Source organism: Actinokineospora iranica (genome assembly GCF_900101685.1).
Taxonomy (GTDB): domain Bacteria; phylum Actinomycetota; class Actinomycetes; order Mycobacteriales; family Pseudonocardiaceae; genus Actinokineospora; species Actinokineospora iranica.
In genome coordinates, this window is record NZ_FMZZ01000004.1 from 352,693 (window position 1) to 378,231 (window position 25,539).

Annotated in this window: 20 protein-coding genes; 7 read left to right on the plus strand and 13 right to left on the minus strand. The window is 71.2% G+C overall.

The window, feature by feature from the left end:
* Nucleotides 1-7: 7 nt before the first annotated feature.
* Together BLS56_RS11605 and leuS are read left to right on the plus strand one after the other, a co-directional pair.
* Entirely contained in the window at nucleotides 8-1,090 is a 1,083-nt protein-coding gene (locus BLS56_RS11605; RefSeq protein ID WP_091450077.1) for an esterase-like activity of phytase family protein, read from the plus strand.
* 555 nt (nucleotides 1,091-1,645) lie between these two features.
* On the plus strand, nucleotides 1,646-4,459 hold the full coding sequence (gene leuS, locus BLS56_RS11610; protein WP_091449985.1) for a leucine--tRNA ligase: 2,814 nt from the start codon (nucleotides 1,646-1,648) through the stop codon (nucleotides 4,457-4,459).
* A gap of 70 nt (nucleotides 4,460-4,529) precedes the next feature.
* On the opposite strand, the gene BLS56_RS11615 is transcribed toward leuS, so the two are convergent.
* The 3 genes from BLS56_RS11615 to BLS56_RS11625 form a co-directional block, all read right to left on the minus strand.
* A complete protein-coding gene (locus BLS56_RS11615; RefSeq protein WP_091449986.1) occupies nucleotides 4,530-5,153 on the minus strand; it encodes a DUF3558 domain-containing protein in 624 nt (207 codons plus the stop codon).
* A gap of 8 nt (nucleotides 5,154-5,161) precedes the next feature.
* Nucleotides 5,162-5,626 carry a hypothetical protein gene (locus tag BLS56_RS11620; protein ID WP_091449987.1) on the minus strand — a complete coding sequence of 155 codons (465 nt, stop codon included), beginning with the start codon at nucleotides 5,624-5,626 and terminating at the stop codon, nucleotides 5,162-5,164.
* Nucleotides 5,627-5,789: 163 nt separating this feature from the next.
* The gene (locus tag BLS56_RS11625) at nucleotides 5,790-6,635 is read right to left on the minus strand and encodes a ribokinase (protein WP_091449988.1); all 846 of its coding nucleotides are present in this window, start codon (nucleotides 6,633-6,635) and stop codon (nucleotides 5,790-5,792) included.
* A gap of 314 nt (nucleotides 6,636-6,949) precedes the next feature.
* On the opposite strand from BLS56_RS11625, the gene BLS56_RS11630 reads away from it, so the two are divergent.
* On the plus strand, nucleotides 6,950-7,669 hold the full coding sequence (locus tag BLS56_RS11630) for a TetR/AcrR family transcriptional regulator (protein WP_091449989.1): 720 nt from the start codon (nucleotides 6,950-6,952) through the stop codon (nucleotides 7,667-7,669).
* Here BLS56_RS11630 and BLS56_RS11635 read toward each other — a convergent pair.
* From BLS56_RS11635 to BLS56_RS11645, 3 genes are read right to left on the minus strand one after another with little or no spacing between them, the layout of a single operon-like run.
* Nucleotides 7,644-8,399 (minus strand): MerR family transcriptional regulator, encoded by a 756-nt coding sequence (locus tag BLS56_RS11635; RefSeq protein ID WP_091449990.1) that lies wholly within the window; start codon nucleotides 8,397-8,399, stop codon nucleotides 7,644-7,646. The two genes, BLS56_RS11630 and BLS56_RS11635, sit on opposite strands and share 26 nt — an antisense overlap.
* 52 nt (nucleotides 8,400-8,451) lie before the next feature.
* Nucleotides 8,452-9,078 carry a TetR/AcrR family transcriptional regulator gene (locus tag BLS56_RS11640; protein ID WP_091449991.1) on the minus strand — a complete coding sequence of 209 codons (627 nt, stop codon included), beginning with the start codon at nucleotides 9,076-9,078 and terminating at the stop codon, nucleotides 8,452-8,454.
* A gap of 28 nt (nucleotides 9,079-9,106) precedes the next feature.
* Nucleotides 9,107-10,006 (minus strand): LysR family transcriptional regulator, encoded by a 900-nt coding sequence (locus BLS56_RS11645; RefSeq protein ID WP_091449992.1) that lies wholly within the window; start codon nucleotides 10,004-10,006, stop codon nucleotides 9,107-9,109.
* Nucleotides 10,007-10,332: 326 nt separating this feature from the next.
* Here BLS56_RS11645 and BLS56_RS30565 point away from each other — a divergent pair, with 326 nt between their 5' ends.
* A complete protein-coding gene (locus tag BLS56_RS30565; protein ID WP_139190613.1) occupies nucleotides 10,333-10,734 on the plus strand; it encodes a hypothetical protein in 402 nt (133 codons plus the stop codon).
* A gap of 200 nt (nucleotides 10,735-10,934) precedes the next feature.
* Here the strand turns inward: BLS56_RS30565 and BLS56_RS11650 are convergent, their stop codons facing one another.
* The 6 genes from BLS56_RS11650 to BLS56_RS11675 form a co-directional block, all read right to left on the minus strand.
* Entirely contained in the window at nucleotides 10,935-12,116 is a 1,182-nt protein-coding gene (locus tag BLS56_RS11650; RefSeq protein WP_091449993.1) for a glycine C-acetyltransferase, read from the minus strand.
* Nucleotides 12,116-13,144 carry an L-threonine 3-dehydrogenase gene (gene tdh, locus BLS56_RS11655; RefSeq protein ID WP_091449994.1) on the minus strand — a complete coding sequence of 343 codons (1,029 nt, stop codon included), beginning with the start codon at nucleotides 13,142-13,144 and terminating at the stop codon, nucleotides 12,116-12,118. Before tdh ends, BLS56_RS11650 begins: the two co-directional genes overlap by 1 nt.
* Nucleotides 13,145-13,259: 115 nt before the next feature.
* Complete coding sequence (locus BLS56_RS11660) at nucleotides 13,260-13,883, minus strand: DUF1707 SHOCT-like domain-containing protein (RefSeq protein ID WP_091449995.1); 624 nt, start codon at nucleotides 13,881-13,883, stop codon at nucleotides 13,260-13,262.
* 9 nt (nucleotides 13,884-13,892) lie between these two features.
* The gene (locus tag BLS56_RS11665) at nucleotides 13,893-14,531 is read right to left on the minus strand and encodes a response regulator (RefSeq protein WP_091450078.1); all 639 of its coding nucleotides are present in this window, start codon (nucleotides 14,529-14,531) and stop codon (nucleotides 13,893-13,895) included.
* A gap of 74 nt (nucleotides 14,532-14,605) precedes the next feature.
* Entirely contained in the window at nucleotides 14,606-15,793 is a 1,188-nt protein-coding gene (gene macS / locus BLS56_RS11670) for a MacS family sensor histidine kinase (RefSeq protein ID WP_091449996.1), read from the minus strand.
* Nucleotides 15,790-16,998 (minus strand): AI-2E family transporter, encoded by a 1,209-nt coding sequence (locus BLS56_RS11675; protein WP_091449997.1) that lies wholly within the window; start codon nucleotides 16,996-16,998, stop codon nucleotides 15,790-15,792. The genes macS and BLS56_RS11675 overlap by 4 nt, the downstream gene beginning before the upstream one ends.
* A 151-nt stretch (nucleotides 16,999-17,149) precedes the next feature.
* Here BLS56_RS11675 and BLS56_RS11680 point away from each other — a divergent pair, with 151 nt between their 5' ends.
* From BLS56_RS11680 to BLS56_RS11690, 3 genes are all read left to right on the plus strand, one after another.
* A complete protein-coding gene (locus BLS56_RS11680; RefSeq protein ID WP_091449998.1) occupies nucleotides 17,150-19,402 on the plus strand; it encodes a hypothetical protein in 2,253 nt (750 codons plus the stop codon).
* Nucleotides 19,403-19,608: 206 nt separating this feature from the next.
* Entirely contained in the window at nucleotides 19,609-20,409 is an 801-nt protein-coding gene (locus BLS56_RS11685) for a hypothetical protein (protein WP_091449999.1), read from the plus strand.
* A gap of 201 nt (nucleotides 20,410-20,610) precedes the next feature.
* Entirely contained in the window at nucleotides 20,611-24,498 is a 3,888-nt protein-coding gene (locus BLS56_RS11690) for a beta strand repeat-containing protein (RefSeq protein WP_091450000.1), read from the plus strand.
* A 54-nt stretch (nucleotides 24,499-24,552) separates the two neighbouring features.
* Here the strand turns inward: BLS56_RS11690 and BLS56_RS11695 are convergent, their stop codons facing one another.
* Nucleotides 24,553-25,368 (minus strand): GGDEF domain-containing protein, encoded by an 816-nt coding sequence (locus BLS56_RS11695; protein ID WP_091450001.1) that lies wholly within the window; start codon nucleotides 25,366-25,368, stop codon nucleotides 24,553-24,555.
* Nucleotides 25,369-25,539 lie beyond the last annotated feature (171 nt).

Consider the following 25,539-nt stretch of genomic DNA (forward strand, 5'->3'; position numbering starts at 1 on the left):
CATGGTCATGTCCGGACGAGTCTTAGCCGCCGTGTGTGCCGCCGCCGTCACTACCGGTCTGCTGGTAACCCCCGCCACCGCCGCGCCGAAGGTCCGGCTGATCGGCGAGCAGATCGTGCCGCACGGGTTGACCTTCGACGGCACGACCGTCGGCGGCCTGTCCGGCATCGACCGCGACCCCAGGACCGGCGACTACGTCCTGATCAGCGACGACCGCTCCGACCGTCAGCCCGCCCGGTTCTACACCGCGCGCATCCCCGTCACCCGCGACGGCCTCGGCCCCGTCGAGTTCACCGGCACCCACCCGCTGCGCGCCCCGGACGGCGGAACCTACCCGCGCGGCGCGGTGGACCCCGAAGACATCCGCGTCGACCCGTGGTCCGGCGGCTACACCTGGAGCCAGGAGGGCGAACGCCGCCCGCCGGTGCTGCTCGACCCGTCCGTCCGCACCGCCCACCGCGACGGCACGTTCGCCGGGGAGGCGCCGCTGCCGGAGAACCTGCGGATGACCGCGGACCGGGGACCGGGCCAGAACCTCGCCCTGGAGGGCCTGACTTACGCCGCCGGTGGCGCCCTGGTCGTCACCGCCGTCGAAGGCCCCCTGCTCCAGGACGGCCCCGAGCCCACCACCGAGCACGGCGCGCTGTCCCGGATCACCGTCCAGACCCGCACCGGAACCCTGGTCGCGCAGTACGCCTACCCGCAGGAACCGCTGTTCGCCGCCGCCGTGCCCCCGGGAGCGTTCGCCTCGACCGGCGTCACCGCGATCCTGGCCGTGCGCGGCACCAAGTACCTGGTGGTCGAGCGCTCCTTCGCGACCGGCGTCGGCAACAAGGTGCGCCTCTTCGAGATCGACACCGCGGGCGCGACCGACATCGCCGACCGCGACCTCACATCGTCGGTCAAGCCGGTCCGCAAACGTTTGATCGCCGACCTCGCGGGCCTCGGCCTGTCCACCGTCGACAACATCGAGGGCATGACCTGGGCCCCCTCCCGCCCCGGCCACCCCCGCACCCTCCTGTTGATCAGCGACGACAACTTCGCCGCGAGCCAGGTGACCCAACTCATCGCCCTGGCCGTGCGCCTCTAGTCGCCCCGCCCCGCAAGCTCCCCGCGATCCCGTCGCCCCGCGCCACACCTTCAGACGGGAACTTCACCGCGCCCGCATCCCGAGCGCGCCCGGAGCCAAACCCGCTGCCGAGGGCGTCTCCCGAGCACGCTTGCCGCCGCCCCGGGCCCAATCTCGGCCTCGCACGCGCGCGCGCGGGCGGCATGACCCACCCTTCCCGGGGGACCGCCCCGCTCCAGTCTATCGGCTATTCGCGCTGGTGGAAGAGGAGCGGGAAACCTGTGGACAGGTTCGTCCTATGTGGATAAACGGTGCCAGCCGAGGCGTCGGATCAGGGACAATGGGCGGTTTGGCAGGGTGTGGCGACGGCTCCACGCCGCACGGCGGCGAGAGCACGGCCGGAAACGGGGTGGATGGTGTGCGCTATCCTCTTGGGCATGAGCACGGCCCGCCTGCTCCTTGGTCGGCCGCGCTAGCCGGCAGATCGGTAAGCGCGGCAACCCTCCATGCCCTCGGGCTGGGGGGTTTTCGTTTTTCCCCACCGGGAGCAGGACTTATGCGTGGAAGGAACCCCCGATGAGCGACGCCACCGCCGAGTCGGCGCCGAGCTACCGCTACACCGCTGAGCTGGCCGGGCAGATCGAGCAGCGCTGGCAGGAGCACTGGGACAGCACCGGCACCTACCACGCGCCGAACCCGGTGGGGCCGCTGGCCGGGGCGGTGCCCGAGGACAAGCTGTTCGTGCAGGACATGTTCCCGTACCCGTCCGGGGCGGGGCTGCACGTGGGGCACCCGCTGGGCTTCATCGGCACCGACGTGTTCGCCCGCTACCACCGCATGAACGGCCGCAACGTTCTGCACACCATGGGCTTCGACGCGTTCGGCCTGCCCGCCGAGCAGTACGCCGTGCAGACCGGGCAGCACCCGCGCAAGACCACCGAGGACAACATCCAGACCTACCTGCGGCAGATCCGCAGGCTGGGCCTAGGCCACGACGAGCGCCGCCGCATCGCCACCATGGACCCGGACTACTACCGGTGGACCCAGTGGATTTTCCTGCGCATCTTCCACTCCTGGTACGACGAGAAGGCGGGCAAGGCGCGGCCGATCACCGAGCTGGAGGCCGAGTTCGCCCAGGGCAAGCGCGCCACCCCGGACGGGCGCGGCTGGTGCGAGCTGACCCACGCCGAGCAGCAGGCGGTGCTGAACGACTACCGGCTGGTGTACCTGTCGGACGCGCCGGTGAACTGGGTTCCCGGGCTGGGCACGGTCGTGTCCAACGAAGAGGTCACCGCCGACGGCCGCAGCGAGCGCGGCAACTTCCCGGTGTTCCGGCGGAACCTGCGCCAGTGGATGATGCGCATCACCGCCTACGCCGACCGCCTGATCGATGACCTGGACCGGCTGGAGTGGCCGGACAAGGTCAAGGCGATGCAGCGCAACTGGATCGGCCGTTCGCACGGCGCGCGGGTGAGTTTCCCGGTCGCCGACAGCGCTATCGAGGTTTTCACCACCCGCCCGGACACGCTGTTCGGCGCCACGTACATGGTGCTGGCCCCGGAGCACCCGCTGGTCGACACCATCGCCGCCGCCGAATGGCCCGACGACGTCGACCCCCGGTGGACGACCGGGGCCGAGACGCCTGGCACGGCGATCGCCGCGTACCGGCGGGCCGCGTCCATGAAGTCCGACCTGGACCGCCAGGAGAACAAGGAGAAGACCGGCGTCTTCACCGGCGCCTACGCGACCAACCCGGTCAACGGCGCGAGCATCCCGGTCTTCGTCGCCGACTACGTGCTGATGGGCTACGGCACCGGCGCGATCATGGCCGTCCCCGGCCAGGACCAGCGCGACTGGGACTTCGCGACCGCGTTCGGTCTGCCGATCATCCGCACGGTCGCGCCCCCCGAGGGTTTCGACGGCGAGGCGTTCACCGGCGACGGCGCCGCGGTCAACTCCGGCTTCCTGGACGGCCTGGGCGTCGACGAGGCCAAGAAGACCATGATCGCCTGGCTGGAGGAGAACGGCCACGGCAACGGCACCATCCAGTACAAGCTGCGCGACTGGCTGTTCTCCCGCCAGCGCTACTGGGGCGAGCCGTTCCCCATCGTCTACGACGAGGACGGCACCCCGGTCGCGCTGCCGGAGTCCATGCTGCCGGTCGAGTTGCCCGACGTGGACGACTACTCGCCCAAGACCTACGACCCCGAGGCCGCCGACACCGAGCCGTCGCCGCCGCTGTCCCGCGCGACCGACTGGGTCGAGGTCGAGTTGGACCTGGGCCAGGGCCGCAAGACGTACCGCCGCGACACCAACACCATGCCCAACTGGGCCGGGTCCTGCTGGTACCAGATGCGCTACGTCGACCCCACCGACGACCAGCGCTTCTGCGAGCCGGAGAACGAGCGCTACTGGCTGGGCCCCCAGTCCCCCGGCGACACCGGCGGCGTGGACCTGTACATCGGCGGCGTCGAGCACGCCGTGCTGCACCTGCTGTACGCCCGGTTCTGGCAGAAGGTGCTGTTCGACCTGGGCGACGTGACCGCGGAGGAGCCGTACCGGCGGCTGTACAACCAGGGCATGATCCAGGCCTACGCCTACACCGACGAACGCGGCGTCTACGTCGAGGCGTCCGAGGTGGTCGAGCGCGACGGCAAGTACTTCCACGGTGACCGCCGGGTCAGGCAGGAGTACGGGAAGATGGGCAAGAGCCTGCGCAACGTCGTCACCCCCGACGAGATGTGCGCGGCCTACGGCGCCGACACCTTCCGCATGTACGAGATGTCGATGGGCCCCATGGACGTCTCCCGCCCCTGGGCCACCAAGGACGTCGTCGGCGCGCAGCGGTTCCTCCAGCGCCTGTGGCGCAACCTGGTCGACGAGGAAACCGGCGAGACCCGAGTCACCGACACCGACCCGGACGAGACGACTCTGCGCGCGCTGCACAAGGCCATCGCCGGTGTCCACGAGGACTACGCGAACCTGCGCTACAACACCGCGGGCGCGAAGCTGATCGAACTGAACAACCACGTGACCAAGAACTTCCCCGGCGGCGCGCCGAGGGTGGTCGCCGAGGCGATGGTCCAGATGCTGGCCCCGCTGTGCCCGCACATCGCCGAGGAACTGTGGTCGAAGCTGGGCGGCCCGAAGTCCCTGGCCCACGGCCCCTTCCCGAAGGCCGACGAGCGCTACCTGGTCGAGGACTCGGTGGAGTACCCGATCCAGGTCAACGGCAAGGTCCGCGGCCGGATCACCGTCCCAGCGGCGGCCAGCCAGGACGAGGTCAAGGCAGCGGCCCTGGCAGAGGAAAAGGTGGCGGCGCTGGTCGGCGACAGCACGCCGAAGAAGGTCATCGTGGTCCCCGGCCGGTTGGTCAACATCGTCCTGTGATCCCGGAGGCGGCCTTCAAGACAGAGGGCCGCCTCGGGTTGACTGGGCGTTCCTGCTGGTCGGGGTGCTGTCATCCCCCGTTTTTCATGGTGGCGATGGCTTGTTCGGCGATTTGCTTGATCTTGTCGTCGCAGGCCTTGCCTTTGGGGCCACCAGCTGCTCCGACGCGGAAGGTGAGTTCGTCGCGGATGCCGACGACCAGGTTGCAGGACCCGATGCCGCGCCGGTCCTGGCCTGCTGTGAAAACGCCGGGGTATCCGCTGACGGTGGTGGGCTCGAAGTAGGCGGCGAAGTTGGAGATGGTCTGGTTAGCCCGGTAATGGTCGGACAGACCGCCCTTGTTTGGGTTGAGCCAACCGATGGTGTAGTCCTCGCGCTCGTCGGCGCTGGGCCAGGAGCAGTACTGGGAACCCTGAGCCTCGTCTTGCTTGCCTTGGGTTGCGAGTCCCAGGGTGGCGACTTGGGCGGGGGTCAGTAGTGCGCAGGGTTTGTCGATGAGCGCGGCGGCGTCGATGGGGTCGGTCACGCGGGGTGCGCCGTAGGTGTTGTCCGGAGCCGCCGCGCTGCTGCTGGTGGTGGTGCCAGTGTTGTTGGCACCGCCAGTGGTGGGGGTTGGGGTGCCGCTCTCGGTGCAGGCGGTAAGCGCGGCGGCGGTCAGGGCGAGGCTGGTGAGGGTGCGGGCGGGGTGGCGCATGGCGGGTGTCAGGCTCCGTCGGCGGTGTTGATGGCGGTGGTGTTGTGGCCTTCGGTGTTCTCGTACTCGTGCCGGGCCGCGGTGAGCGTATCGATGTAACCCTGCACGTAGGCACGCATGCTCAGATTGTGCGTGATCGCCGCGTCCATGCTCGCCTGGCTGGCCGTGGCCTCCTTCTGGCTCGCCTCGTCTCCAGCCAGCGGTGTGATCAGGTTCTTCACCGCCTCAATCTTGCGGCGGTTGTCGTCGATCCTCTTGAGGAGGGCTTTCCACTGCTCGATCAGGCTGTCGAGTTCGGCGATGCTGGAGATGGCGTAGTGGCCGTCACCCCTGCCGCCGCTGGCGGGAGTGGCGCCAGGTGGCGTCATCCCGGGGAATAGCTGTCCCGGGATCTTGAGCAACTTGCGGTAGGCCACCTCGGCGCCGACCTGCGTCTCGATGTCGGCGGGTGCCGGTTCGGTCTCTTCAGCCATGGGTCCTCCAGCCGTCGGCACGGAGACCGTGATCGGTCTGGTTGAGCACCGACTACTCCCCCATGGCCGCGGTTTCCCTCGTGAACGGGTGTTTCCCGCGCGCGTGAGAGTACCGATTTCGGGAACCCGCCCGGTCGTGTTCCGGGAAAGCGGACTGCCGAAGTCATGCCTTCGAGGGCAGGTCCGCCAAGGTGGGGTAAGAGGGCTGCGCACCGGGGCGGGTCACGGAGAAAGCGGCGACTTGGACTGCGTGTTGGGCGGCTGTCACTAGGTCGTCGCCCGCTGCCAGGGCGGCTGCTAGGGCTCCGGTGAAGGCGTCGCCTGCGCCGGTTGTGTCGACGGGGGTGACGTGCGGGGCGGGGACCTCCGTCGTGCCGTTCGGGGTGGTCACCAGGGCTCCGCGTGCTCCCAGAGTGATCACGGTGCTGCGGGCGGCGAGCAGCGCGTCCCCCAAAGCCGCCGCCTCGTGTTCGTTGACGACCACGGGGTCCAGCGCCGCCACCGTCGCAGGTGACAGGATGGCGACCGGCGACAGGTTCAGCACCACCCGCACTCCCGTCCGCGAGGCCTCCGCCACCGCGTGCTCGACAACCCCCAGTGGCACCTCCAGCGACGCCACCAACACCGCGGCGTCCCCCAAATCCACGTCCGATGGCGTCAACGCGGCATTGGCCCCAGGTGACACCACGATCGAGTTCTCCCCGTCCGGAGTCACCGCGATATAGGCGAGACCGGTAGGCCGCTCCACCCGCCGCACCCGGTCCACGGACACCCCCGCCGCCCGCAGCGACTCCAGCAGCAGGTCCCCGTACCCGTCCCGCCCGACCGCCCCGAGAAACGACACCGCCGCCCCAAGCCGTCCGGCCGCCACGGCTGTGTTCGCGCCTTTGCCGCCGGGAAGCACGCGGGTGTCCGACCCGAGCACGGTTTCACCGCCAAGAGGCCGCCGGGCGACCTCGACCACGAGGTCCGCGTTCGCGGACCCGAGCACCACCACTGCCTCGCTCACAGCATCGACCCTAGTCAGCGGCCGTTGCCGATTGCGAACGTGCGCATGTGTGAACGAATGAGTAGTTCTGTGGATCGAGAGTGCGACACTGTGCGTCAGTGTTGTTGTCGCGCGTCTGTCCGCAGGCGCGGGGTGAACCCCCGGTGTGGGCCGCGAGGTCCGCGCCGGGTGCCGGCTTCGGCCGGTTTTCCGTGTCACCGGCGCCGGTCGCGTAGCCCCCCGAGCGATCGGCGTCGGTGGCGCGGTCTTGTGGTGCTTTCCCGTGGCGTACGGCTACGGTCGACTGATCGGTCACCACGAGCACGGAGCGCCACATGACTCAGGCCACTCGACGCGAACGTGGCCGTACGGGCACCGATCGGGATATTCGTCGGCAGGCGCGGGCACTGCTCGTGAGCGACGGTCCGCAGGCGGTGACGTTGCGGGCGATCGCCAGGGAGCTGGGGATCACCGCGCCCGCCCTGTATCGGTATTACGCCTCCCGGGAAGACCTGATCGAGCACTTGCGCGCCGACGTGTGCGACGACCTGGCCGTGCATCTCGCGGACGGCCTGGCCGAGGTGCCCGAATCCGACCACCTCGGCCAGGTGCTCGCCGTCTGCCGGGGTTTCCGCCGGTGGGCGCTGGCGCACCCGCAGGAGTTCACCCTGGTCTTCGCCTCGCCGTCCGGCCACGCCAGCAACCACCATCTCGCCCGCGGCTCGTTCGGCCGGATCTTCCTGACCGTCGCAGGGCGCGTGCTGGCCAGCGGCCCGTGGGCGACGCAGCCGGACTCGGCTGTCCCCGATGCCCTGCGCGCCGACCTGGCCGCGTTCCGGCTCGACCTGCTCGCCAACATGGCCCGCAACGGCCTGGACGTGCCGGAGAACCGGCTCGGCGTCGGCACCGCGTTCGCGATGCTGCGGTTCTGGGTGCGGCTCTACGGGCAGGTGGCGCTGGAGGTGTTCGGCCAGCTTCCGATGCCCGTCGTCGACGCCGCCCCGCTGTTCGAGGCGATGCTGGCCGATCTCACTGAGGAGATCGGCCTCCGCTGACGGCCGCGATGGCCCGGGAGACGTACTCGAACAGCTCCGGCGACATGCAGCCGCCCTGCTGGCCGAGTTTGCCGCCCTGGTCCGTCAACATCTTCGTCACCGCGTCGCGGATTCCCGGGTCGCCGCCGGTGAAGGCGTCGCCCAGTTCGATCCAGCGGCGCGTCACCGCCTGCACCTGCGGGTCATCCACGGGGGTGTCCGCCTGTTGGTGGGCGGTCATCGCGGCGATCACCTCCGGCCAGGCCCGCTCCACCTCCTTGATGGCGTCCTCCCCCAGTTCCTCGCGCCGTTTGGCGAGGTAGTCCAACTGCTCGGGCGTGTAGTAGTCCTCGATCATCTGCATCGTCTCCAAGAGGCTCATGACCTCGATCCCCTCTGTCGAGGTCATCCGTTCGAGCAGGGACCGCACCTGTGCGCGCAGGTCGCGCATCCGGCGCGCCTCGCGGTCGAGGTGGTCGAGCTGGCTGGCCAGCACCTGCCGCAGCGCGTCCCGGGTGTCCGGGGCGGCCAGGGACTCGGCGATGGCGTCGAGGCCGAGCCCGAGGGAGCGCAGCGCCCGGACCCGGTACAGCCGCCGCACGTCGGCGTCGGTGTAGCGGCGGTGCCCGGACGCGGTGCGCTCGGTGGGTTCGACCAGGCCGATCTCGTCGTAGTGGTGCAGCGTCCGCACGGTCAGCCCGGTCGCCCTGGCCAGCTCGCCGACGCTCCACCGACGTTCGTTCCCGCTCATGCCGATGACGCTAGGACCTCACGTGACGGGAGGTGCAAGCGTCGCCACCGGGTCAGTTTGGGTTTCGCGCCGGATCAGTGGGTCGCGTCGCCCGGGTGAACAGGTCGGCCAGCTCGCGGGCGTAGTCGGCGAGGTCGACGTCCGGGTCCGTCTCCCGGCGGGCGGCGGCGCCGTCGACGGCCTGGCTGATGGTCTGGGCCATCACAGCGATGTCGAACTCGCCGAAGACGCCTTCGCGCTGGCCCTGGGCCAGTTGCCGTTCCAGCCTGCCGACCCGCAGGTCGCGCAGCAGCGGCGCGTACTGGGGGGCGCCGTTCTCGTCGCGGGCGTTGCGGGCGACCTCGGTGATGGCCCGCATGTGCTCGGGGTGCGTGCGCAGCAGGTCGACCTGCGACTCGATGTAGCCGCGCAGCATCTCGACCCGGTCGGTGATTCCGGCGAGCCGCTCGTCCATGCGCTCGTCGACGACGCCCATGGCGGCGAGGAGGACGGCCCACATCAACTCGTCCTTGCCCTGGAAGTGGTAGGAGATCATCCGCGTGCTGCTCAGGCCCGCGCGCTCGACAATGCGCGCGAACGACGCCTGCCCGTAGCCGAGGTCGGCGATGACCTCGATGGCGGCGTCGATGATCTGCGCGCGCCGCGCGGCTTCGGTGACGGTCCGCTGATTTACCTGCATGAGTAAAAATTAACACGGCCAAGTAAAACTAGCTGCCGACTTTTTCCGCGGCCGCGCTCAGGGCCGCCCGCACGGCCGAGACCAGCGGATGTGTCTCGCGCCCGCGCCGGATCGCGGCGAACACCCGGCGCATCGGCGGCTCCCCCGCCACCGGCACCACCCGGGCCAGGTCGACGCCGCGCAGCGCCGTGCGCGGGATCAGCGCCACCCCGACCCCGGCCGCGACCAGGGCCGCCTCGGCGGCGAAATCGTCGGAGACGTGCGTGACCTTCGGGGTGAACCCGGCGCTCTCGCACGCCACGACCAGCACGTCCCGGCACGGGTTGCCCGGCAGCGGCACCACCCACTCCGCGTCGGCGAGGTCGGCCAGCGCGACCTCCGCGCGCCCGAGCAGCGGGTGCCCGGGCGGGAGCACCGCGTCGAACGGCTCGGCGTACAGCGGGTCCCGGACGATCCGCCGCTCCGCATCGTCGCCCCGCCGCCGCATCGCGATCGCGATGTCGATCTCCCCGTCCAGCAGCAGCGGCAGACTCCGCTGCCCCTCGGCGTCGCGCACCAGCACCGTCACCCCCGGCGCGCTCACCCGCAGCGCCGTGATCGCGGGCGCCACCACCTGCGTGATCGCCGACGCGAACGCCGCGACCGCCACCCGCCCACCGGTCCCGGCCGCGTGCGCGGCCAACCGGGCCTCCGCCCGGTCCACCTCGGCCAGCACCGCGTCCGCGTGCTCGACCAGCAGCTCCCCAGCCTGCGTCAGGAACACCCGCCGCCCCTTGCGGCGCAGCAGCTCCTGCCCCACCTCCGACTCCAGCGCCGCAAGCTGCTGCGACACCGCGGACGGCGTCAAATGCAGCGCCTGTCCGGCCGCGGTGACCGTGCCGTGGTCGGCGAGCGCTCGCAGCACCCGCAACCGCCGAGGGTCGATCACACCACCATCTTGCCCGACTCGCATCCTGATGACCGGTGAAGCCCCCTTCTGGTCGACGGCTTTCGCTCGTTCCTGTAGGTGGGACAGGAGGTTCGTAAGGTGATGAAGTAAGAGCGGATTCGTGCGGCCGATTTGGTGTGGGCGAAACGCCGCCAGATTTGGTGAGGTCACCCGGACGAGTCCGACTTGCCTCGGCAGGTAACGAGTGGACCCGTGCGGCTGACAACGTCACCTACAACGGGGGCTTGGGTTGTCAACAGAACCCGGGAGATGCGTCAATTAGCGCAGGCCACCTTCAGGCCGGACTGAAACTTGAGGAGTCGGACGTGCTTAAGCGTATCTTTGGTGTTGCGGTCGCAATCATGACCACATCGACACTCGGCGTTACCGCGGCAAATGCCGATCTGAGCGCGGGTGCTGGAACTTTCACAGGCGAGAACTGCAAGCCTAGCGAAAAGAGGCTGTGCATGTTCCGGAATACCCACTACAATGACGGTGGAGTGTACATTCAGGGCAAATTCGCACTCCGCAGCTTCGAGGATAGCTGGAAATTTGACAATCAAATGGCCTCGTGGTTGAACCTCAATGAGGAAGGTGGCGCAAAGTACAACTGCGTATGGTACCCGGAGAAAGATTACAAGGGTACGCCCCATATTATGACATACAACCACAAAAATGTTCTCTTGAAGCAAGAGATAAACACGGCGAGTTCGGTGAAGTGTGAATAGCGGCAAAATTTCGAGTCTGGTTTGAGTGAGAATTGAGCGCTATTCTTAGGCGCTGTGACGGGTAGAGCCTGGTGGTCGGGCTGGTTGCCTGCCGCCCGACCACCAGGATAGCCGAACACAATTTGACACGACGTGCTGGTGGCCCGACTGACCGCACTATTTTCTGTCTTATTGAGGAGGTTGACCCTGCCCGCGTCCAATCAGCCCATCTTCGCCCGCGCGGCGATGAAGGCGTCCACCGCGCGGTTGACGTCGTCGGTCGAGTGGGCGGCGGACATCTGGGTGCGGATGCGGGCCTTGCCGTGCGGGACGACCGGGTAGGAGAAGCCGATGGCGTACACGCCCTGGTCGAGCAGCAGGTCCGCCATCCTGGCCGCCTCGGCGGCGTCGCCGATCATGACCGGGATGATCGGGTGCTCGCCGGGGAGCAGGTCGAAGCCCGCCTCGGTCATCCGCGACCGGAACAGGGCGCTGTTCTCCCGCAGGCGGGTAAGCAGGTCGGCGGAGGAGTCCAGCAGGTCGAGCGCGGTCATGGTGGCGGCGGTGATGGACGGGGCGAGCGAGTTGGAGAACAGGTACGGCCGCGACCGCTGCCGCAGCATCGCCACGATCTCCGCGCGGCCGGAGACGTAGCCGCCGCTCGCGCCGCCGAGGGCCTTGCCGAGGGTGCCGGTGTAGATGTCCACGCGGTCGCCGACGCCGAAGTGCTCCGGGGTCCCGCGGCCGGTGGCGCCCATGAAACCGACGGCGTGCGAGTCGTCGACCATGACCAGGGCGTCGTGCTTCTCGGCGAGGGCGCAGATCTCGTCAAGAGGCGCCAGGTAGCCGTCCATGGAGAACACGCCGTCGGTGGCGATGAGCCGGTACCGGGCGCCCGCCGCTTCGCGCAGGCGTGCTTCCAGGTCAGCCATGTCGCGGTTGCGGTAGCGGCTCCGGCCCGCCTTGCACAGGCGGATGCCGTCGATGATCGACGCGTGGTTCAGCTCGTCGGAGATCACCACGTCCCGGTCGGTCAGCAGCGTCTCGAACAGGCCGCCGTTGGCGTCGAAGCAGGAGCTGTAGAGGATCGTGTCCTCGGTGCCGAGGAACCGCGACAGCCGCGCCTCCAGGTCCTTGTGCGGGGCCTGCGTTCCGCAGATGAACCGCACCGACGCCATCCCGAAACCCCACTCGTCCAGGGCTTTCTTCGCCGCGTCGACCAACGCGGGATGGTCGGCGAGACCGAGGTAGTTGTTCGCGCAAAAGTTCACCACCGCCGCGGACCCGTTCACCCGGACCTCGGCCTTCTGCGGGGACGTGAGCACCCGCTCGGCCTTGAACAGCCCCGCGGCCCGGATCTCGGCCAGCCCCGCCCGCAGGTCTTCGCGTATCGCGCCGTACATCAACTCTCCCAATCCAGGACGACCTTGCCGCACCGGCCCCCGCGCGCGGTGGCGAAGGCCTCGGTGAACTCGGTGTGGTGGAACCGGTGTGTGATCACCGGTGACAGATCGAGCCCCGCTTGCAGCAGGACCGACATCGCGTACCAGGTCTCGAACATCTCGCGGCCGTAGACGCCCTTGATGGTGAGCATCTTGAGCACCACGGCGCTCCAGTCGACCGTGATCTCCCGCGCGGGCAGCCCCAGCAGCGCGATCCGGCCGCCGTGGGTCATGTTCGCGATCATCTCCCGCAGCGCCGAGGGCTGCCCGGACATCTCCATGCCCACGTCGAAGCCCTCGGTCATCGCCAACTCGCCGTACACGTCCGACACCGCCGCCGACGACACGTCCAGCGCCAGGCTGACCCCGATCTTGCGCGCCAACTCCAGTCGCGGCCCGCTCACATCGGTGATCACCACGTGCCGCGCCCCCGCGTGCCTGGCCACCGCCGCGGCCATCAGCCCGATCGGCCCGGCCCCGGTGATCAGCACGTCCTCCCCGAGCACCGGGAACGTCAACGCCGTGTGCACCGCGTTGCCGAACGGGTCGAAAATCGCCGCGACGTCGAGGTCGACCTCGTGCCGGTGCACCCACGCGTTCGCCTCCGGCAGCACCGTGAACTCGGCGAACGCACCCGCGGTGTGCACCCCGACGCCGATGGTGTGCGCGCACAGGTGCCGCCGCCCGGCCAGGCAGTTGCGGCACGTGCCGCACACCAGGTGCCCCTCACCGCTGACCAGGTCGCCGACCGCCACCTTGGTGACCGCGGCCCCCACCGCCACGACCTCGCCGACGAACTCGTGCCCGAGCACCAGCGGCACCCGGATCGTCCGCGCCGCCCACTCGTCCCACGAGTCGATGTGCAGGTCGGTGCCGCAGATGCCGGTCCGCAGCACCCGCAGCAGCACATCCCCGGGCCCGGGCGTCGGCTCCGGCACGTCGATGAGTTCCACACCGGGGCCCGGGGCGACCTTGACCAGAGCCTTCACGACTTCCTCCGATGCACCGGACGGGCAACCGCCCCTCACGCGGAGTCTCGCGCCCCTCCATCGTGCGGTCCATCGGCACTTTCCGCACAGCCTCGTCAGCGCCGCTTCACACGGTCTAGCTCTCCCAGCTCAGCTTCCACGGCTTCCGGATCGTCAGCGCGCCCAGCCGCACATACGTGGGTCGGCGGATGGTGAGCGAGCCCGCCCGGACCGTGCCGGTGATGACGAAATGCGGGCCGTGGCCGCGCGGGGCGTTGCCGACCTTGTCGTTGACCGAGCCCGCCGTGACGTCGACAGCGGTCTGGCAGGAAGCGGTGTCGGGAAGCAGCAGGTCAACGGAGCCGCCCGTGAGGTCGACCTCGATCGTGACCTCGCGGTGGGGGATGACGGCCTCGGTGAAGTCCAGTTCGGTGGCCGACATGCGGTTGCGGAGCAGCAGCTCGCGCGGCACGTGCCAGCGGCCCTCACGCTTGACCGAGGACATCACCGCCGCCAACTCCACCGGCTGACCCACGGCCGGACTGCCCGACTCCCGGTTGACGACAGCGGGAAGGTCCACCAGCACCGTGTTCAACTCCGCCCGGGTCTTCGCGGCCAGGGCGGAGTCGGTGCGGACGGTGAACTCGTCGAGGGTGAGCATCCCGTGGCCGGTGGCCTTGCGCAGAACGGAGATCACATGCTCGCGCTCGGCGTCGGACACCCGCAGGTCGCGGGGATTGATTGGCTGCTCAGCGGTCACCAGGCCAGGCTACTGCTCCGGATCGACGTCGAGGCCGTGTTCGATGGCGTAGCGGGCGAGTTCGACGCGGTTGTGGAGTTGGAGTTTGCGCAGTGTCGACTGGACGTGGTTCTCGACGGTGCGGTGGGACAGGACGAGCCGGTCGGCGATCTGGCGGGCGGTGAGGCCCTTGGCGACCAGGCGCAGCACCTCCGTTTCCCGGTCGGTGAGGCGGGGGGCGGCGCCGTCTTCCGGGGCCGAGGCCATCCGCCGGTATTCGCCCAAGACCAGGCCCGCGAGTCCCGCGGTGAACACCGCGTCGCCCGCTGAGGTGCGGCGGACGGCGGCGACGAGTTCCTCCGCGGACGCCGACTTCACCAGGTAGCCGGAGGCGCCCGCTTTCACCGCTTCCAGCACGTCGTTGTGCTCTCCGCTCGCGGACAGCACAAGAACGCGGGTCGCCGCCAGTTCTCCGGTGATCTGCCGGGTGGCGTCCACGCCGGATTCGGCGCCGAGGTTGAGGTCCATCAGCACCACGTCGGGGCGGACCGCGCGCGCGATCCGGACCGCGGATGACGCGTCGGCGGCGGTCGCGCGGACGTCGAAGCCGCGTTCGGAGAGGTCGCGGGCGACGCCGTCGCGCCAGATCGGGTGGTCGTCGACGACCATGACCGTGATCGGTTGCTCGGTCACCGCTGTCCCTCCCGTCACCGCTGTCCTTCCCGTCACCGCTGTCCTTCCCGTCACCGCTGTCCCCTCGTTCCCTTCTTGGCGGGGGCGCGGGGAACCCGCACTTCCCACTCGGTTCCGGCACCGGGGCCGGTGTCCAGGGTGATGGTTCCACCCAGCTCGCTTACCCGTCCGCGGATAGAGCGAGCGATGCCCATTCGTCCCTCCTGCTCGGCGGCGGCGATCCGGCCCGCGGGGATGCCGACGCCGTCGTCGCGGACGCTGACCACGACCTCGCAGCCCAGGTCTTCGAGCAGGACCCAGGCCCGCGCGTCCGGACCGGCGTGCCGGTCGACGTTCTCCAGCGCCTCGCGCACCAGGTAGGCCAGTTCGGCCGCGGCGGACTCGGCGACCATGACCGGCGTCGCCGGGACCGACACCTGGCGGCGGTCGGTGGCCAGCACCTGCAGCCGGGGCCGCAGGTCGGCCTCGCCGCCCTCGGTGGACTCCAGCGGGGCAGCGGCCACCAGCGCGCGCAGCGCCACCTCCTGCCTGCCCGCGAGTTCAGCCAGCTCCGCGGCTTCCCCGCCGAGTTCGCGCCCGCGTTTGCGGACCCGGGCGAGGACCTGCAGCACGCTGTCGTGGATCGAGCGGGCGAGCCGTTCCCGCTCGGCGGTGGCCGCTTCCGCGCGCATCGCCTTCGCCAGCCGCTCCGCGGACGTCCGGGAGCTGGTGGCGGCCAGGCCCAGGGCGACGCCGATGCCGACCAGCAGAACCATGTCCCGGGTCAGGTCGGTGTTGACGAAGCCGCGCACCCCGAAGTTGAACAGGGAGATCACCAGGCCGAAGACCGCGCCGCCGACCGCCCCCGCGTGCAGCAGGCCGATGGCCACGACGCCGGTGACCCACACCGTCGGCACCAGCGGGACCATGTGCTCGGTGAGCTGGTCCGGGGTCAGCACCAGCCGGGACATGGCCATCATCCCGCAGCACACGGCCAGGTCGGCCGCGATGAACCACCGGGCGCGCCCGTCGGCGAGGTAGTACCAGGACGTGACCGCGGTCCACGCAGCCATCGCGCCGATGGTCACCCACGCCAGCGTCGTGCTCGCGTACTCGCCGTTGTGGTTGAACACCACGCCCGCGGCGAACAGCAGCGTGATCACCCGCAGCAGCACCGCGGCCCGCCACAGCGGCACGGTCGGGTCCTTCGGCGCGGGACCGCCGTGGCGTTCGCCGGGCAGCCGAACCGCCCGCGTCATGGCCGGGGAGATTCCGCCGCCTCCGCGGCAGCGGTTTCCGGGTCCTCGTGTTCGGCGTTGGGCCGAGAGCCCTCGTCTTCGAGCACCTCGACCTCTTCCGGCTCGGTCTCGGTGTCGTTGAGCAGCGACCGGACACCCGCGTTGAGCACCGCGAGCAGCGGCACGGCAAGCAGCGCGCCCGCGATCCCGGCGGCGATGAGGCCGACACCGATGGCGAGCACGACCGCCAGCGGGTGCAGCTTCACCGCGCGGCCCAGCAGCCACGGCTGTAGCACGTGGCTTTCGATCTGCATGACGCCCACGACGACGGCCAGCACCACCAGCGCCGCGACGAAGCTGTTCGCGACCAGCGCGACCAGCACCGCCACCGTGCCCGCGATCAGCGCGCCGATGATCGGGATGAACGCGGTCAGGAAGACCAGCGCGGCCAGCGGCACCACCAGCGGCACGCCCACGATCCACAGCCCGATGCCGATGCCGACCGCGTCGAACACCGCCACCGCCGCGGTCGCCCGCACGTAGCTGACCAGCGACGAGAACCCGCGGCGGCCTGCGACGTCCACCCGGTCGCGCACCGGGGCGGGCACCCCGCGCACCACGAACCGCCACATGCCGGGGCCGTCGAAGAGGAAGAAGATGAGGATGAACAGGGTCAGCAGCAGCCCCGTCAGCACCTCGCCGATCGTGGTCGCGGTCGTGATCGCGCCCGAGGTGATCGCCGACTGGTTCGTCTTGATCGCCTCGATGGCGTTGTCCAGGAACGACTGGATCTGGTCCTGGCGCAGGTGCAGCGGCCCGGTCGCCAGCCAGCCGCGGATGGTGTCGAGGCTGTCGTTCACCTGGCTCTGCAACTGCGGCAGGCCGTTGGTGAACTCGGTGATCACGAATGTCAGCACGCCGCCCACCACGGCCAGCCCGCCGATCAGCACGATCGCGGTGGCCAGCGAGCGCGGCACCCGCCACTCGACCAGCTTGCCCACCCCGGGGGCCATCAGCGCGGCGAGCAGCAGCGCGATCGCCATCGGGATCATGACGTGGGCGAAGTAGCCCAGCAGCCAGATGATGACGTAGAGCGCCCCGATGATCACCAGGAAGCGCCAGGCCAGCGCCGCGCTGACCCGCAGCCCCTTGGGCACCAGCGGCGTGACGTCGTTGCTCGGCGGCGTGGCGCGGTGCTTGAGGCCCGCGACTATATTCTTGGTCATCGCAGCTCACCGTATAGGTCAGGCCGCGCCCAGGCGACGATTCGGCCGCATGTGATCTCCGCGTTCACCAGCCGGACAGCGGTAAGCGAGGTAGCTCACCGTATCGGTAGAACTGCCCTCTTGGGACTATTCGGTCTGATCTTATTGCGCCGTGACCGGATACGTGCCGCTGGCCGAGCTGACCGAGACCGAGACGGCGGTCCGGGAGGCCTTCGGCATGGGCGCGCACCTGGACCTGGCGGGCCGGACCGACCGCGAGGTGCGGGGACCGGTGCTCGCCGCGCTGCTGACCGGGGCGTATCCGCTGGGCGTGGGGTCGATGCCCGCGCTGCGGCTCGACCACGCGCGGGTGACCGGGCGGTTCGACGTCGAGGGCCGGGTGGTCGACCACGTCATCACCCTGCGGCGGTGCGAGTTCGAGCGGGCGCCGATCCTGCGGATGGCCCGTCTGGTCGCGTTGAGTATGCGCGGCTGTCGGATGCCCGGTATGCGCGCGCGGAACCTGCGGGTCGGTAGTGACCTGCTGCTGGAAGCCGGGTTCACGTGCAACGGCGTGCTCGACCTGACCGACGCCACGGTAGAGGGCACGCTGCGGTTGGCGGGCGCGATCCTGCGCAACCCGGCCGCGGCCGCGCTGCTGGGCGCCCGGCTGCGGATCGCCGGGTCGATCCAGGCCGTGGCGCTGCGGGTGTTCGGCGAGCTTCGGCTGCGCGGGGCGAACGTGGGCGGCAGCGTCCACCTGACCGCGGCCCAGCTGACGCATCCGTCCGGGGTCGCGCTGGAGGCCACCGGTCTCGCGGTCGAGGGCAACCTGTTCTGCGACACCGGCGGCGGCCGGTTCGACGTGTCGGGCAGCGTCGTGCTTTCCGGCGCCCGGATAGGCGGCGACGCGGTGTTCTCCGGCGCGAAGCTGCACGACGCGCGCGGCGGCGACGGCCAGGTGATGGTCCTGCCGCGCGGCGCGGCGGAGGACCACTACGTGCTCGACGCCGACCGCCTGCGGGTCGACGGCGACGTCAAACTCGACGCGGGGTTCATGGCCGCGGGCACGGTCGGCCTCCGCAGCGCCCACATCGGCGGCCACCTGCTGCTTTCCGGCTCGTCGATCGGCCACCGGGCGGCCGTGGCCGAGCTGGCGAAAGCGTTTGCCGAAGGCCGGGCCGTCACCCGGGTCCCGGTCGCGCTGGTCGCCGACGGCGTGGAGGTGGGCGGCGACGTCGAGGCCCGCGGCACCCACCGGGACAACCGCTCGGGCAAGGCCGAGTCGGACGGCGACCCGCGCACCGCTTTCCACTCCTACGGTCAGGTCCGCCTGGTAGACGCCTACATCCACGGCAGCGCCAGCCTCTCCCGCGCCCGGTTACGCGGACCGGCGATAGACGTCCTCTTCGCGGACCGGCTCCGGGTGGGCGGCACGCTGTTCTTGCGCAAGGTCCGCGCCAGCGGCTCGGTGCGGCTGCAGAACGCGCACATCGGCTCCAGCCTGGACTGCTCCGGCGCCCAGCTCACCAAGCCGCGCCTGCGCCCGGACGGCACGCTCAAGCCGTCGCTGGACGCCCGCGTCGCCACCATCGGCAAGGACCTGCTGTGCAGCTACGGCTTCCGCGCGGTCGGCGGCGTCCGGATGCGGCTGGTCGAGGTGGGCAAGATGGCCACGTTCGCGGGCGCGCGGCTCGGCGGCCGCACCGGACCGGGCCACCGGATCGCCGACAAGGCCCTGTCGGCGTACGGGCTCTCGGCGCAAGAGTTGGTGCTGGTGTTCCCCGAGCACCGGCCGCCGCGCGGGGCGGTCATCCTCACCCGCGCGTCGGTCGTCTCGGTCATCGACGGGCCTGCCCTGTGGGCGGCGACCGGCGGCGTGGACCTGGAGGACTTCACCTTCCAGGCGCTCGGAGCCGTCCCCGAGGTGCCGGTGCGGACCCGGCTGCGGTGGCTGCGCGAGGTCCAGCCGGACTTCGCGCCCGGCCCGTACGAGCGGCTGGCCGCGGTCTACTCCGAGAGCGGCCAAGAGGAACTGGCCCAGCAGGTGCAGCTTGAGCGGCAGCGCAGGCGGTACGCGGAACTGCACGTGGCCGGGCGGCTGTGGGGCGGGCTGCAGGACGTGACCGTCGGCTACGGCTACCGGCCGTGGCTGGCGATGGTGTGGCTGGCGCTGTTCTGGCTGCTCGGCCTGATCTGGTTCGCCGGGCACCCGATGGAGAAGCTGGACAGCGACCTGAGCCCGGTGTGGAATCCGCCGCTGCTGGCCACCGACCTGCTGCTGCCCATCATCGACCTGGGCCAGGACAACATGTGGCGGATGGTCGGGCCGTCGCAGTGGATTTCCGGGGCGCTGATCGCCGTCGGCTGGATTCTCGCCACCACGGCGGCCGCAGGCGCGACGCGGGTGCTCAAGCGCACCTGATCCACAGGTGTGGACAACTCGGGGCGGAAATCTGCGATCACCTGGTGTAGTAACTCCTAGTGATCTGTGGAAACACTCTGTGTTCGCCACACGATCAGGTGGCGCTGTTCGGTCACGCGTGCGTAACGACGCCCTCCGGTGACAGTCTCTGCGGTGCACGGCGATCACCGTGCGACCCCGGAACGGAAAGCGACTGGTACCCCACCGTGGCTCAGGCGAAGCAGGAGACGACCGCGCTGCGGCGCGTGCTCTCGCGTTCCCTGACCGTCCTCGGCGGCACCATCGCCACCACCGCGGCCGCATGGGCCATCTCCACCGCCACCGCCGCCGCGGACGAATTCCCCGGAATCCAGGACGACCTGCGTTCCGTGGTCGCCTCGGCGCCCGTGCTCGACGTGCCCGACATGCCCGCCGCCGAGCGGGACCTGGTCTCCGGCCTCGGCCAGATCGTCAAGCCGGTCGAACCGGCGCTCGGCGACCAGGCCGCGAACACCGTCGAGCACGTCGGAACCCGGCTCACCGGGCAGATCACGCCCAGCGCGCCGGTCAAGCAGGTCGCCGAGCTGGTCGAGGTCGACATTCCCGACCTGACGCCCACGCGCGCGGACAGCGACCGGTCCACCGAGCAGACCGCGCAGCGGCTGCCCGTCGAAGCTCCTGCGGTCGAGACGGCCCCGGTCGTCGCGGCTCCGGTCGAGGCGCCTGCCGTCGAGCAGGTCGTGACCGGCGCCAAGCAGCGCGCCGACAGCGACAACGGGAGCGGACGCGGTTCGCCCGCCGCTCCCGAGAAGAGCCCCACCCCGTCCGGCCCCAGCCCGCTGGCGCCGCACAGCACCCCCGGTCCGGCCAACCCCGGCCACACCGGCAGCGGCGCCGACGCGCCGCACTCCGGCCTGCTGTCCTCGGTTCCGAGCGGCGCCCACCTGACCTCGGCCCGTGCCCTGCGCACCGCCCAGGTCTTCGTGCCCGCCACCGTCGACGCGCAGCCCGGCGTCACTCCCGACTGATTTCCGCGCGGCCGTGGAGCGGTTTCCGCTCCACCGGGTCATGCGCGCAGTCCGGCATACCCAGGCCGTGCCCCAGTCGCGGGACCACATCTGTCCCGCACGCCCCCAGAAGCGGATGACCGTCCACCCCGACGCGCCTGGCGCGCGCCCGGTCGCCCGCGCCCCTCCCGCAAGGGAATTCACCACAAGGAGAACACCACAATGCAGACCTGGGCGAAGCGCGGCCTCCAGTCCGCGCTGGTCACCGGTGGTTTGCTGATGCTGGGCACCGGCATCGCTTCCGCCGACGAGGATGTGAACCCCGACCGGCCCGCTTCCGCGCTGGATGGGTCCGTCACGGTTCCAGTCAAGATCGACAACAACGCGCTCGGCACCCCGGCCGGGCAGCGCGACCTCCCTGAGCTTCACCACGAGGCCGAGGTCGGCAGGGGCGCGCTGGCCGAAGCCGTGCCGCGGGAGCGGGTGCCCGCCGTCGTCGCCGAGGCGCTGAGCCGGGCCGCCGCCCGCGTGAGCGAGCAGGACACCACGCGCGGCAACCGGGCGAACGGAGACGTCGTCCTGCCGGTCGACATGTCCGGCAACGCGGTCGCCGCGGGTGGCGACGCAGCGGTGTCCAACACCTCGCGGCAGAGCGCGGGGCACTCGAAGCCGGTGACCAGCGTGAGCCCGCATCGCACCCTCTCGAACAACGCCGTCGACCTCGACTACACCTCCCCGGTGCAGATCACCGGCAACACGGTCGCCGCGGGCGCCGACGCGGAAAGTGTCAACCACGCCGCGCAGCACGCCACCTCGGACGGCGACGTGACCGTCGACGGCAGGCGCGGCGTGCTCGCGGGCAACGCCCTCGCCGGGCACGGCACCACCCCGGCCCAGTTCAACGGCAACGCCCTCGCGGGCGCAGGCAACGCCACCAGCCACTCGACCACCGCGTCCGAGAGCACTTCCGGTGGCGTCGTCACCACCTCCGGCCAGGACAGCACCCTGTCCGGCAACGCGGGCGCCGCCCCGGTGGCCGTCCCGTTCCGGGCCAATGGCCACGCGGTCAGCCTCGCGGGCAACGCCGACGCCATCGGCGCGAACGCCACCACGCCGAGGGCGGGCGCGCAGCGACCGGACTTCAACGGCAACCCGACCTACCTGCACACCGCGGGCGAGGACGCCACGCTCTCGGGCAACATCGTCCAGCCCGCCCTGGCCGGTCCCGCGGCTGGCGACTGCGCCGCCGCGACCGGCGTGGGCACCGCGGACGCGCTGTGCGCGTCCGCGGCCACCGCGACCGCGGGCGGCGGCAACCGCACCAACGGCGCGAACTCGGTGCTGTCCGGCGGCGCGGGGCACGCCCCGGTCGCCCTGCCCACGCAGGCCGGGGGCGCCGCGGGCGGCGTGGCGGGCACCGCCAACGCCACCCGGGCCACCACGGCCGACACCGCGGCGGGCGGGCACACCCGCACCCGCGGCCACGACGGGGTCCTGTCCGGCACCGTGCTCAGCGCGCCCGCCGCGGGCCCGACGGACATGTGCGCCAACGGCACGGGCGTCGTCGGCCAGGCCGAGGTCGCCTGCGACACGATCGTGCGCACCACCGCGGGCGGCGACACCGGCACCACCGGGCACGACTCGATCATCGGCGGCAACGGCGTGATCGCCCCGGTGGCCCTGCCCGTCGACGGCACCACCAACGGCGGCGCCGCGCTCGGCGACTCGGGCTTCACCGCGACCGAGTACAAGGAGACCATCGCGGGCGGCGACAACAGCACCGCCGACGACAACGCCGTCCTCGCCGCCAACCTGGTCCAGGCCCCGTTCGCGGGCCCGGCGCAGGTCTTCGGCAACGGCGGCGGCGCGGTGGCCAACACCGCCGCCGACGCCGCGGCCGTCAACCGGGTCGTCGCGGGTGGGAACTCCACCGCGTCGGGCACCGGCGGCACGCTGTCGGGCAACATCGCGCAGGCCCCGGCCACCGCCCCGGTCCAGGGCTTCGGCGCGGGTGCCAGCGCGCTGGGCCACGGCACCGAGAACGCCACCGGAACCACCCAGGCGACCGCGGGCGGCGCCGCGGTCACCGACGGCGCCGGGGGCCGCGGGACGGGCAACGTCGTCACCGCCCCGGTCGCCGCCGCAGGCCAGCTCTTCGGCGACTCGGCCGCGGTGTTCGGCGAGAACCGCGCCACCGCGACCAACGACATCGACACCGTCGCCGGTGGCGACACCACCACCAGCGGCCAGTCCGGCGAGCTCGCTGGCAACGTGGTCAGCCCGCAGGCGCTGCCCATCGCGCAGGCGTCCGGCCTCGGCGCCTCCGGGGTGGCGGGACACAACACCGCCACCGGGGCCAACGACACCTTCGCCCTGGCGGGCGGCGACATCGTCACCGACGGCAAGTGGGGCTACCTGGCGGGCAACCTGTTCGACGTCCCCACCGCGACGGTCGTGCAGCCGCACGGTGACGCGGTGGGCGCGGTGGCCAGCCAGTCGACCGGAAACTCGGCCACCGTCATCGACGGCGCGTCCGGCGGCATGTCGGTGACCGACGGCGACCATGGCCAGCTCTCGGGCCTGAGCCACAGCATCCCGGTGGGCACCGACGCCCCGCTCTACAACGTCCCGAACGAGGTGATCGCCGAAGCGATGACGAACGCCAGCCACGACAGCGACATCACCGTCGGCGAAGACGAGCCGCAGTTCAAGCTGCCCCCGACCGGGGCACTGCCCGCCACCGCCCTGCCGAAGGTGCCGAACCCGGCCGAACTGCGTGGCCTGTTCGGCCGCCAGGAGCAGGTCGCGGTGCGCTCGGTGGACGACCCGCTCACCGCCGTGGTCAAGGGCATGACCGGTGAGCGGGGCCTGGCCGAGGGCCTGGCCAACGGGCTCTCCACGAGCCTGGGCAGCACCCTGCCGGTCGGGCAGTTGCCGGTCAGCGGTCTGGGCGGCGAGGCGGCCGCCCGTGACCTGCCGGTGGGCCCGGTCAGCGACAGCTCGGCAGAGGACCTGACCTCGCGGGTGCCGGTCGGCTCCGTGACCGACGCCATCTCGGGCGTCCGCGGCCTGGTGCGCGGCTCAGCCCCGAGGGCCGCCCGCGACCTGCCCGTCGAGTCGGTCACCGACGACCTCGCCACCGACATGCGCTCGGCCGCCAACGGCGCCAGCGTTCGCGGCGTGGTTCGCGCTGTGCCCGGCGGCGACAGGGCAGTCCAGTCGCGCAACACCCGGGTCGCGGGCGTCCCGGTCGAGAAGGTGACCGACGAGAACGTGGCCGACGGCGTGCGCAGGCACGAGATCGGGGGCGGGAACCCCGTCGGCTCGATGTTCGACCCCGCGGGTGTGGCCCAGGTCGTCGGCCAGGTGCGCCAGTCGGTGCGGCACCTGCCGGTCGGCCAGGTGACCGACGACCTGCTCCGGCAGGACCTGGCCGCGGGTGCGCCGGGCAGCCTGCCTCTCGGATCGGTGGTGGGCGGCGACGATGTCCAGGCGCTGGCCAACCGCGTGGTGACGGCCAACGAGGTCACCGACATCCTGCCCACCGTGCCGGTGGAGCGGCAGGAACCGGCGGGCCCGGTGTTGGCGACCGGGGAGGGAACCGACGTCCTGCCCGGGCTGCCGCTCAGCGCCCCGGGACCCGCGGGTCCGGTGTCCGCGGGCCAGACGTCCGACCTGCTGCCGATCAAGTCGGTGGGACGCGGCATCCGCGCGAGCCTGCCGAGCCGGAACCTCTCGCTCCGCGACGTGCCCACCACCGCGATCTACAACGCGATCGTCGACGGCCTGCCGGTGCGCGGCCTGCCGATCAAGCGGGCGCCCCAGACCAGGCCCGCCATCCCGCTCCGCGCGCGTGCCCTGCCCGCTTCGCCCGCGTACGCCCCGCCGCGCCTCGGCGCCCCGGTCATGCCCGTCCGGGAAGCGGTGCACGGTGCGTTCACGGGTGATCTGTTCCAGGCCCCCGCCCGGGACAGGCTGCCGGTCCAGACCCCAGCGCTGTCGGGTCTGGACACCCTGGCGGCACTCCCGACTGATGTGCACGGTGCCCCCTCCCTCACCGACACGCAGTCGAAGCTGGCCGGCCTGTTCGGCCAGTTCCCGATCGGCTGACCACCGATCGAAGAACGGGCCCGGGAGCGCTGCTCCCGGGCCCGTTCGGCGTTCTCAGTGCGACAACCGGTCTTCCGCGGCGCAGACCATCTGGTGCACGGTGGCGTCGCCGCCGCTGCTGGCCCAGCCGATCCGCAGCCGGGGGCGCAGCACGCCGCCGCCGACCAGGACCCGGCCCTGGGCCAGTTCCCGCACCGACTCCGCGACCGCAGCGCCGGTCCCCCGCGCGTGCTCGGCCACCACCGCGAACGTGCCGCCGGTGTAGCGGGCCACGGTGTGGTCGGCGCGCATCCCGGCACGCAGCCGGGTGCCCAGCACGGCCAGCAACTCGTCGCCGCACTCGAAGCCGTGGGCCTGGTTCACCGCCCGAAGCCCCCGCACATCGGCCAGGACCAGCGTCGTCTGTCCGCCGTGCACGCGGGCGCGGGCCAGGCTCTGCCCGATCCGGTCGAACAGCAGCGCCCGGTGCGGCAGGCCGGTGACCGGGTCGAGCAGCCCGGCGGCCCGCGCGGGCTCGGCCGACACCGGGCGCAGGATCAGCAGCAGCCGCTCGCGGTCGGGCACCAGGTCGGCCCACAGCCGCCGGATCGCCGCGCCCTGCACCGTGACGACCAGCGGCATCGTCATGCCGGAGCCCGCGCGGGTGACCTGGGCGCTGAGGTCGGCCATCGCGGGCACGGCCGCGCCGGTGTCGTCGTGCAGCCGCCACTGCGGCGGGCGGGACCCGGTGCGCAGGTGCTCGGCGGTCAGGCCGAGCAGCGTGGCGGCGCTGGCGTTGGCGGCGAGCACGGCCCCGCGTTCGCCGTGCAGCACCACACCGAAGGGCAGGGCGGCGATCTGTTTGTCCCAATCGGACTCATTCAGCCGCATGACCCGGCGGAACCTCTCTCGTGTGAGTTGCGCAGAGCCTTCCCGCCCACAGCGTGAAGTTCAAGCGCAGCGCACCACCCGTACCGGTGAACTTCGGCCTCACCCGGTGTCGCGCTGACGGAAGGCTGACGGCTACCTGACAGGTAATCGACGGGCCGCGCGCGCCCTGGC

Excerpts from the sequence above, each read along its gene's own strand:
- BLS56_RS11650 (WP_091449993.1), bottom strand. The coding sequence starts at position 12,116 with ATGTACGGCGCGATACGCGAAGACCTGCGGGCGGGGCTGGCCGAGATC.
- BLS56_RS11665 (WP_091450078.1), bottom strand. The coding sequence starts at position 14,531 with ATGGTCGTCGACGACCACCCGATCTGGCGCGACGGCGTCGCCCGCGAC.
- BLS56_RS11635 (WP_091449990.1), bottom strand. The coding sequence starts at position 8,399 with ATGAGCGGGAACGAACGTCGGTGGAGCGTCGGCGAGCTGGCCAGGGCG.
- BLS56_RS11630 (WP_091449989.1), top strand. The coding sequence starts at position 6,950 with ATGACTCAGGCCACTCGACGCGAACGTGGCCGTACGGGCACCGATCGG.
- BLS56_RS11690 (WP_091450000.1), top strand. The coding sequence starts at position 20,611 with ATGCAGACCTGGGCGAAGCGCGGCCTCCAGTCCGCGCTGGTCACCGGT.
- BLS56_RS11695 (WP_091450001.1), bottom strand. The coding sequence starts at position 25,368 with ATGCGGCTGAATGAGTCCGATTGGGACAAACAGATCGCCGCCCTGCCC.
- BLS56_RS11605 (WP_091450077.1), top strand. The coding sequence starts at position 8 with ATGTCCGGACGAGTCTTAGCCGCCGTGTGTGCCGCCGCCGTCACTACC.
- BLS56_RS11620 (WP_091449987.1), bottom strand. The coding sequence starts at position 5,626 with ATGGCTGAAGAGACCGAACCGGCACCCGCCGACATCGAGACGCAGGTC.
- BLS56_RS11615 (WP_091449986.1), bottom strand. The coding sequence starts at position 5,153 with ATGCGCCACCCCGCCCGCACCCTCACCAGCCTCGCCCTGACCGCCGCC.
- macS (WP_091449996.1), bottom strand. The coding sequence starts at position 15,793 with ATGACGCGGGCGGTTCGGCTGCCCGGCGAACGCCACGGCGGTCCCGCG.
- BLS56_RS11640 (WP_091449991.1), bottom strand. The coding sequence starts at position 9,078 with ATGCAGGTAAATCAGCGGACCGTCACCGAAGCCGCGCGGCGCGCGCAG.
- BLS56_RS11675 (WP_091449997.1), bottom strand. The coding sequence starts at position 16,998 with ATGACCAAGAATATAGTCGCGGGCCTCAAGCACCGCGCCACGCCGCCG.
- leuS (WP_091449985.1), top strand. The coding sequence starts at position 1,646 with ATGAGCGACGCCACCGCCGAGTCGGCGCCGAGCTACCGCTACACCGCT.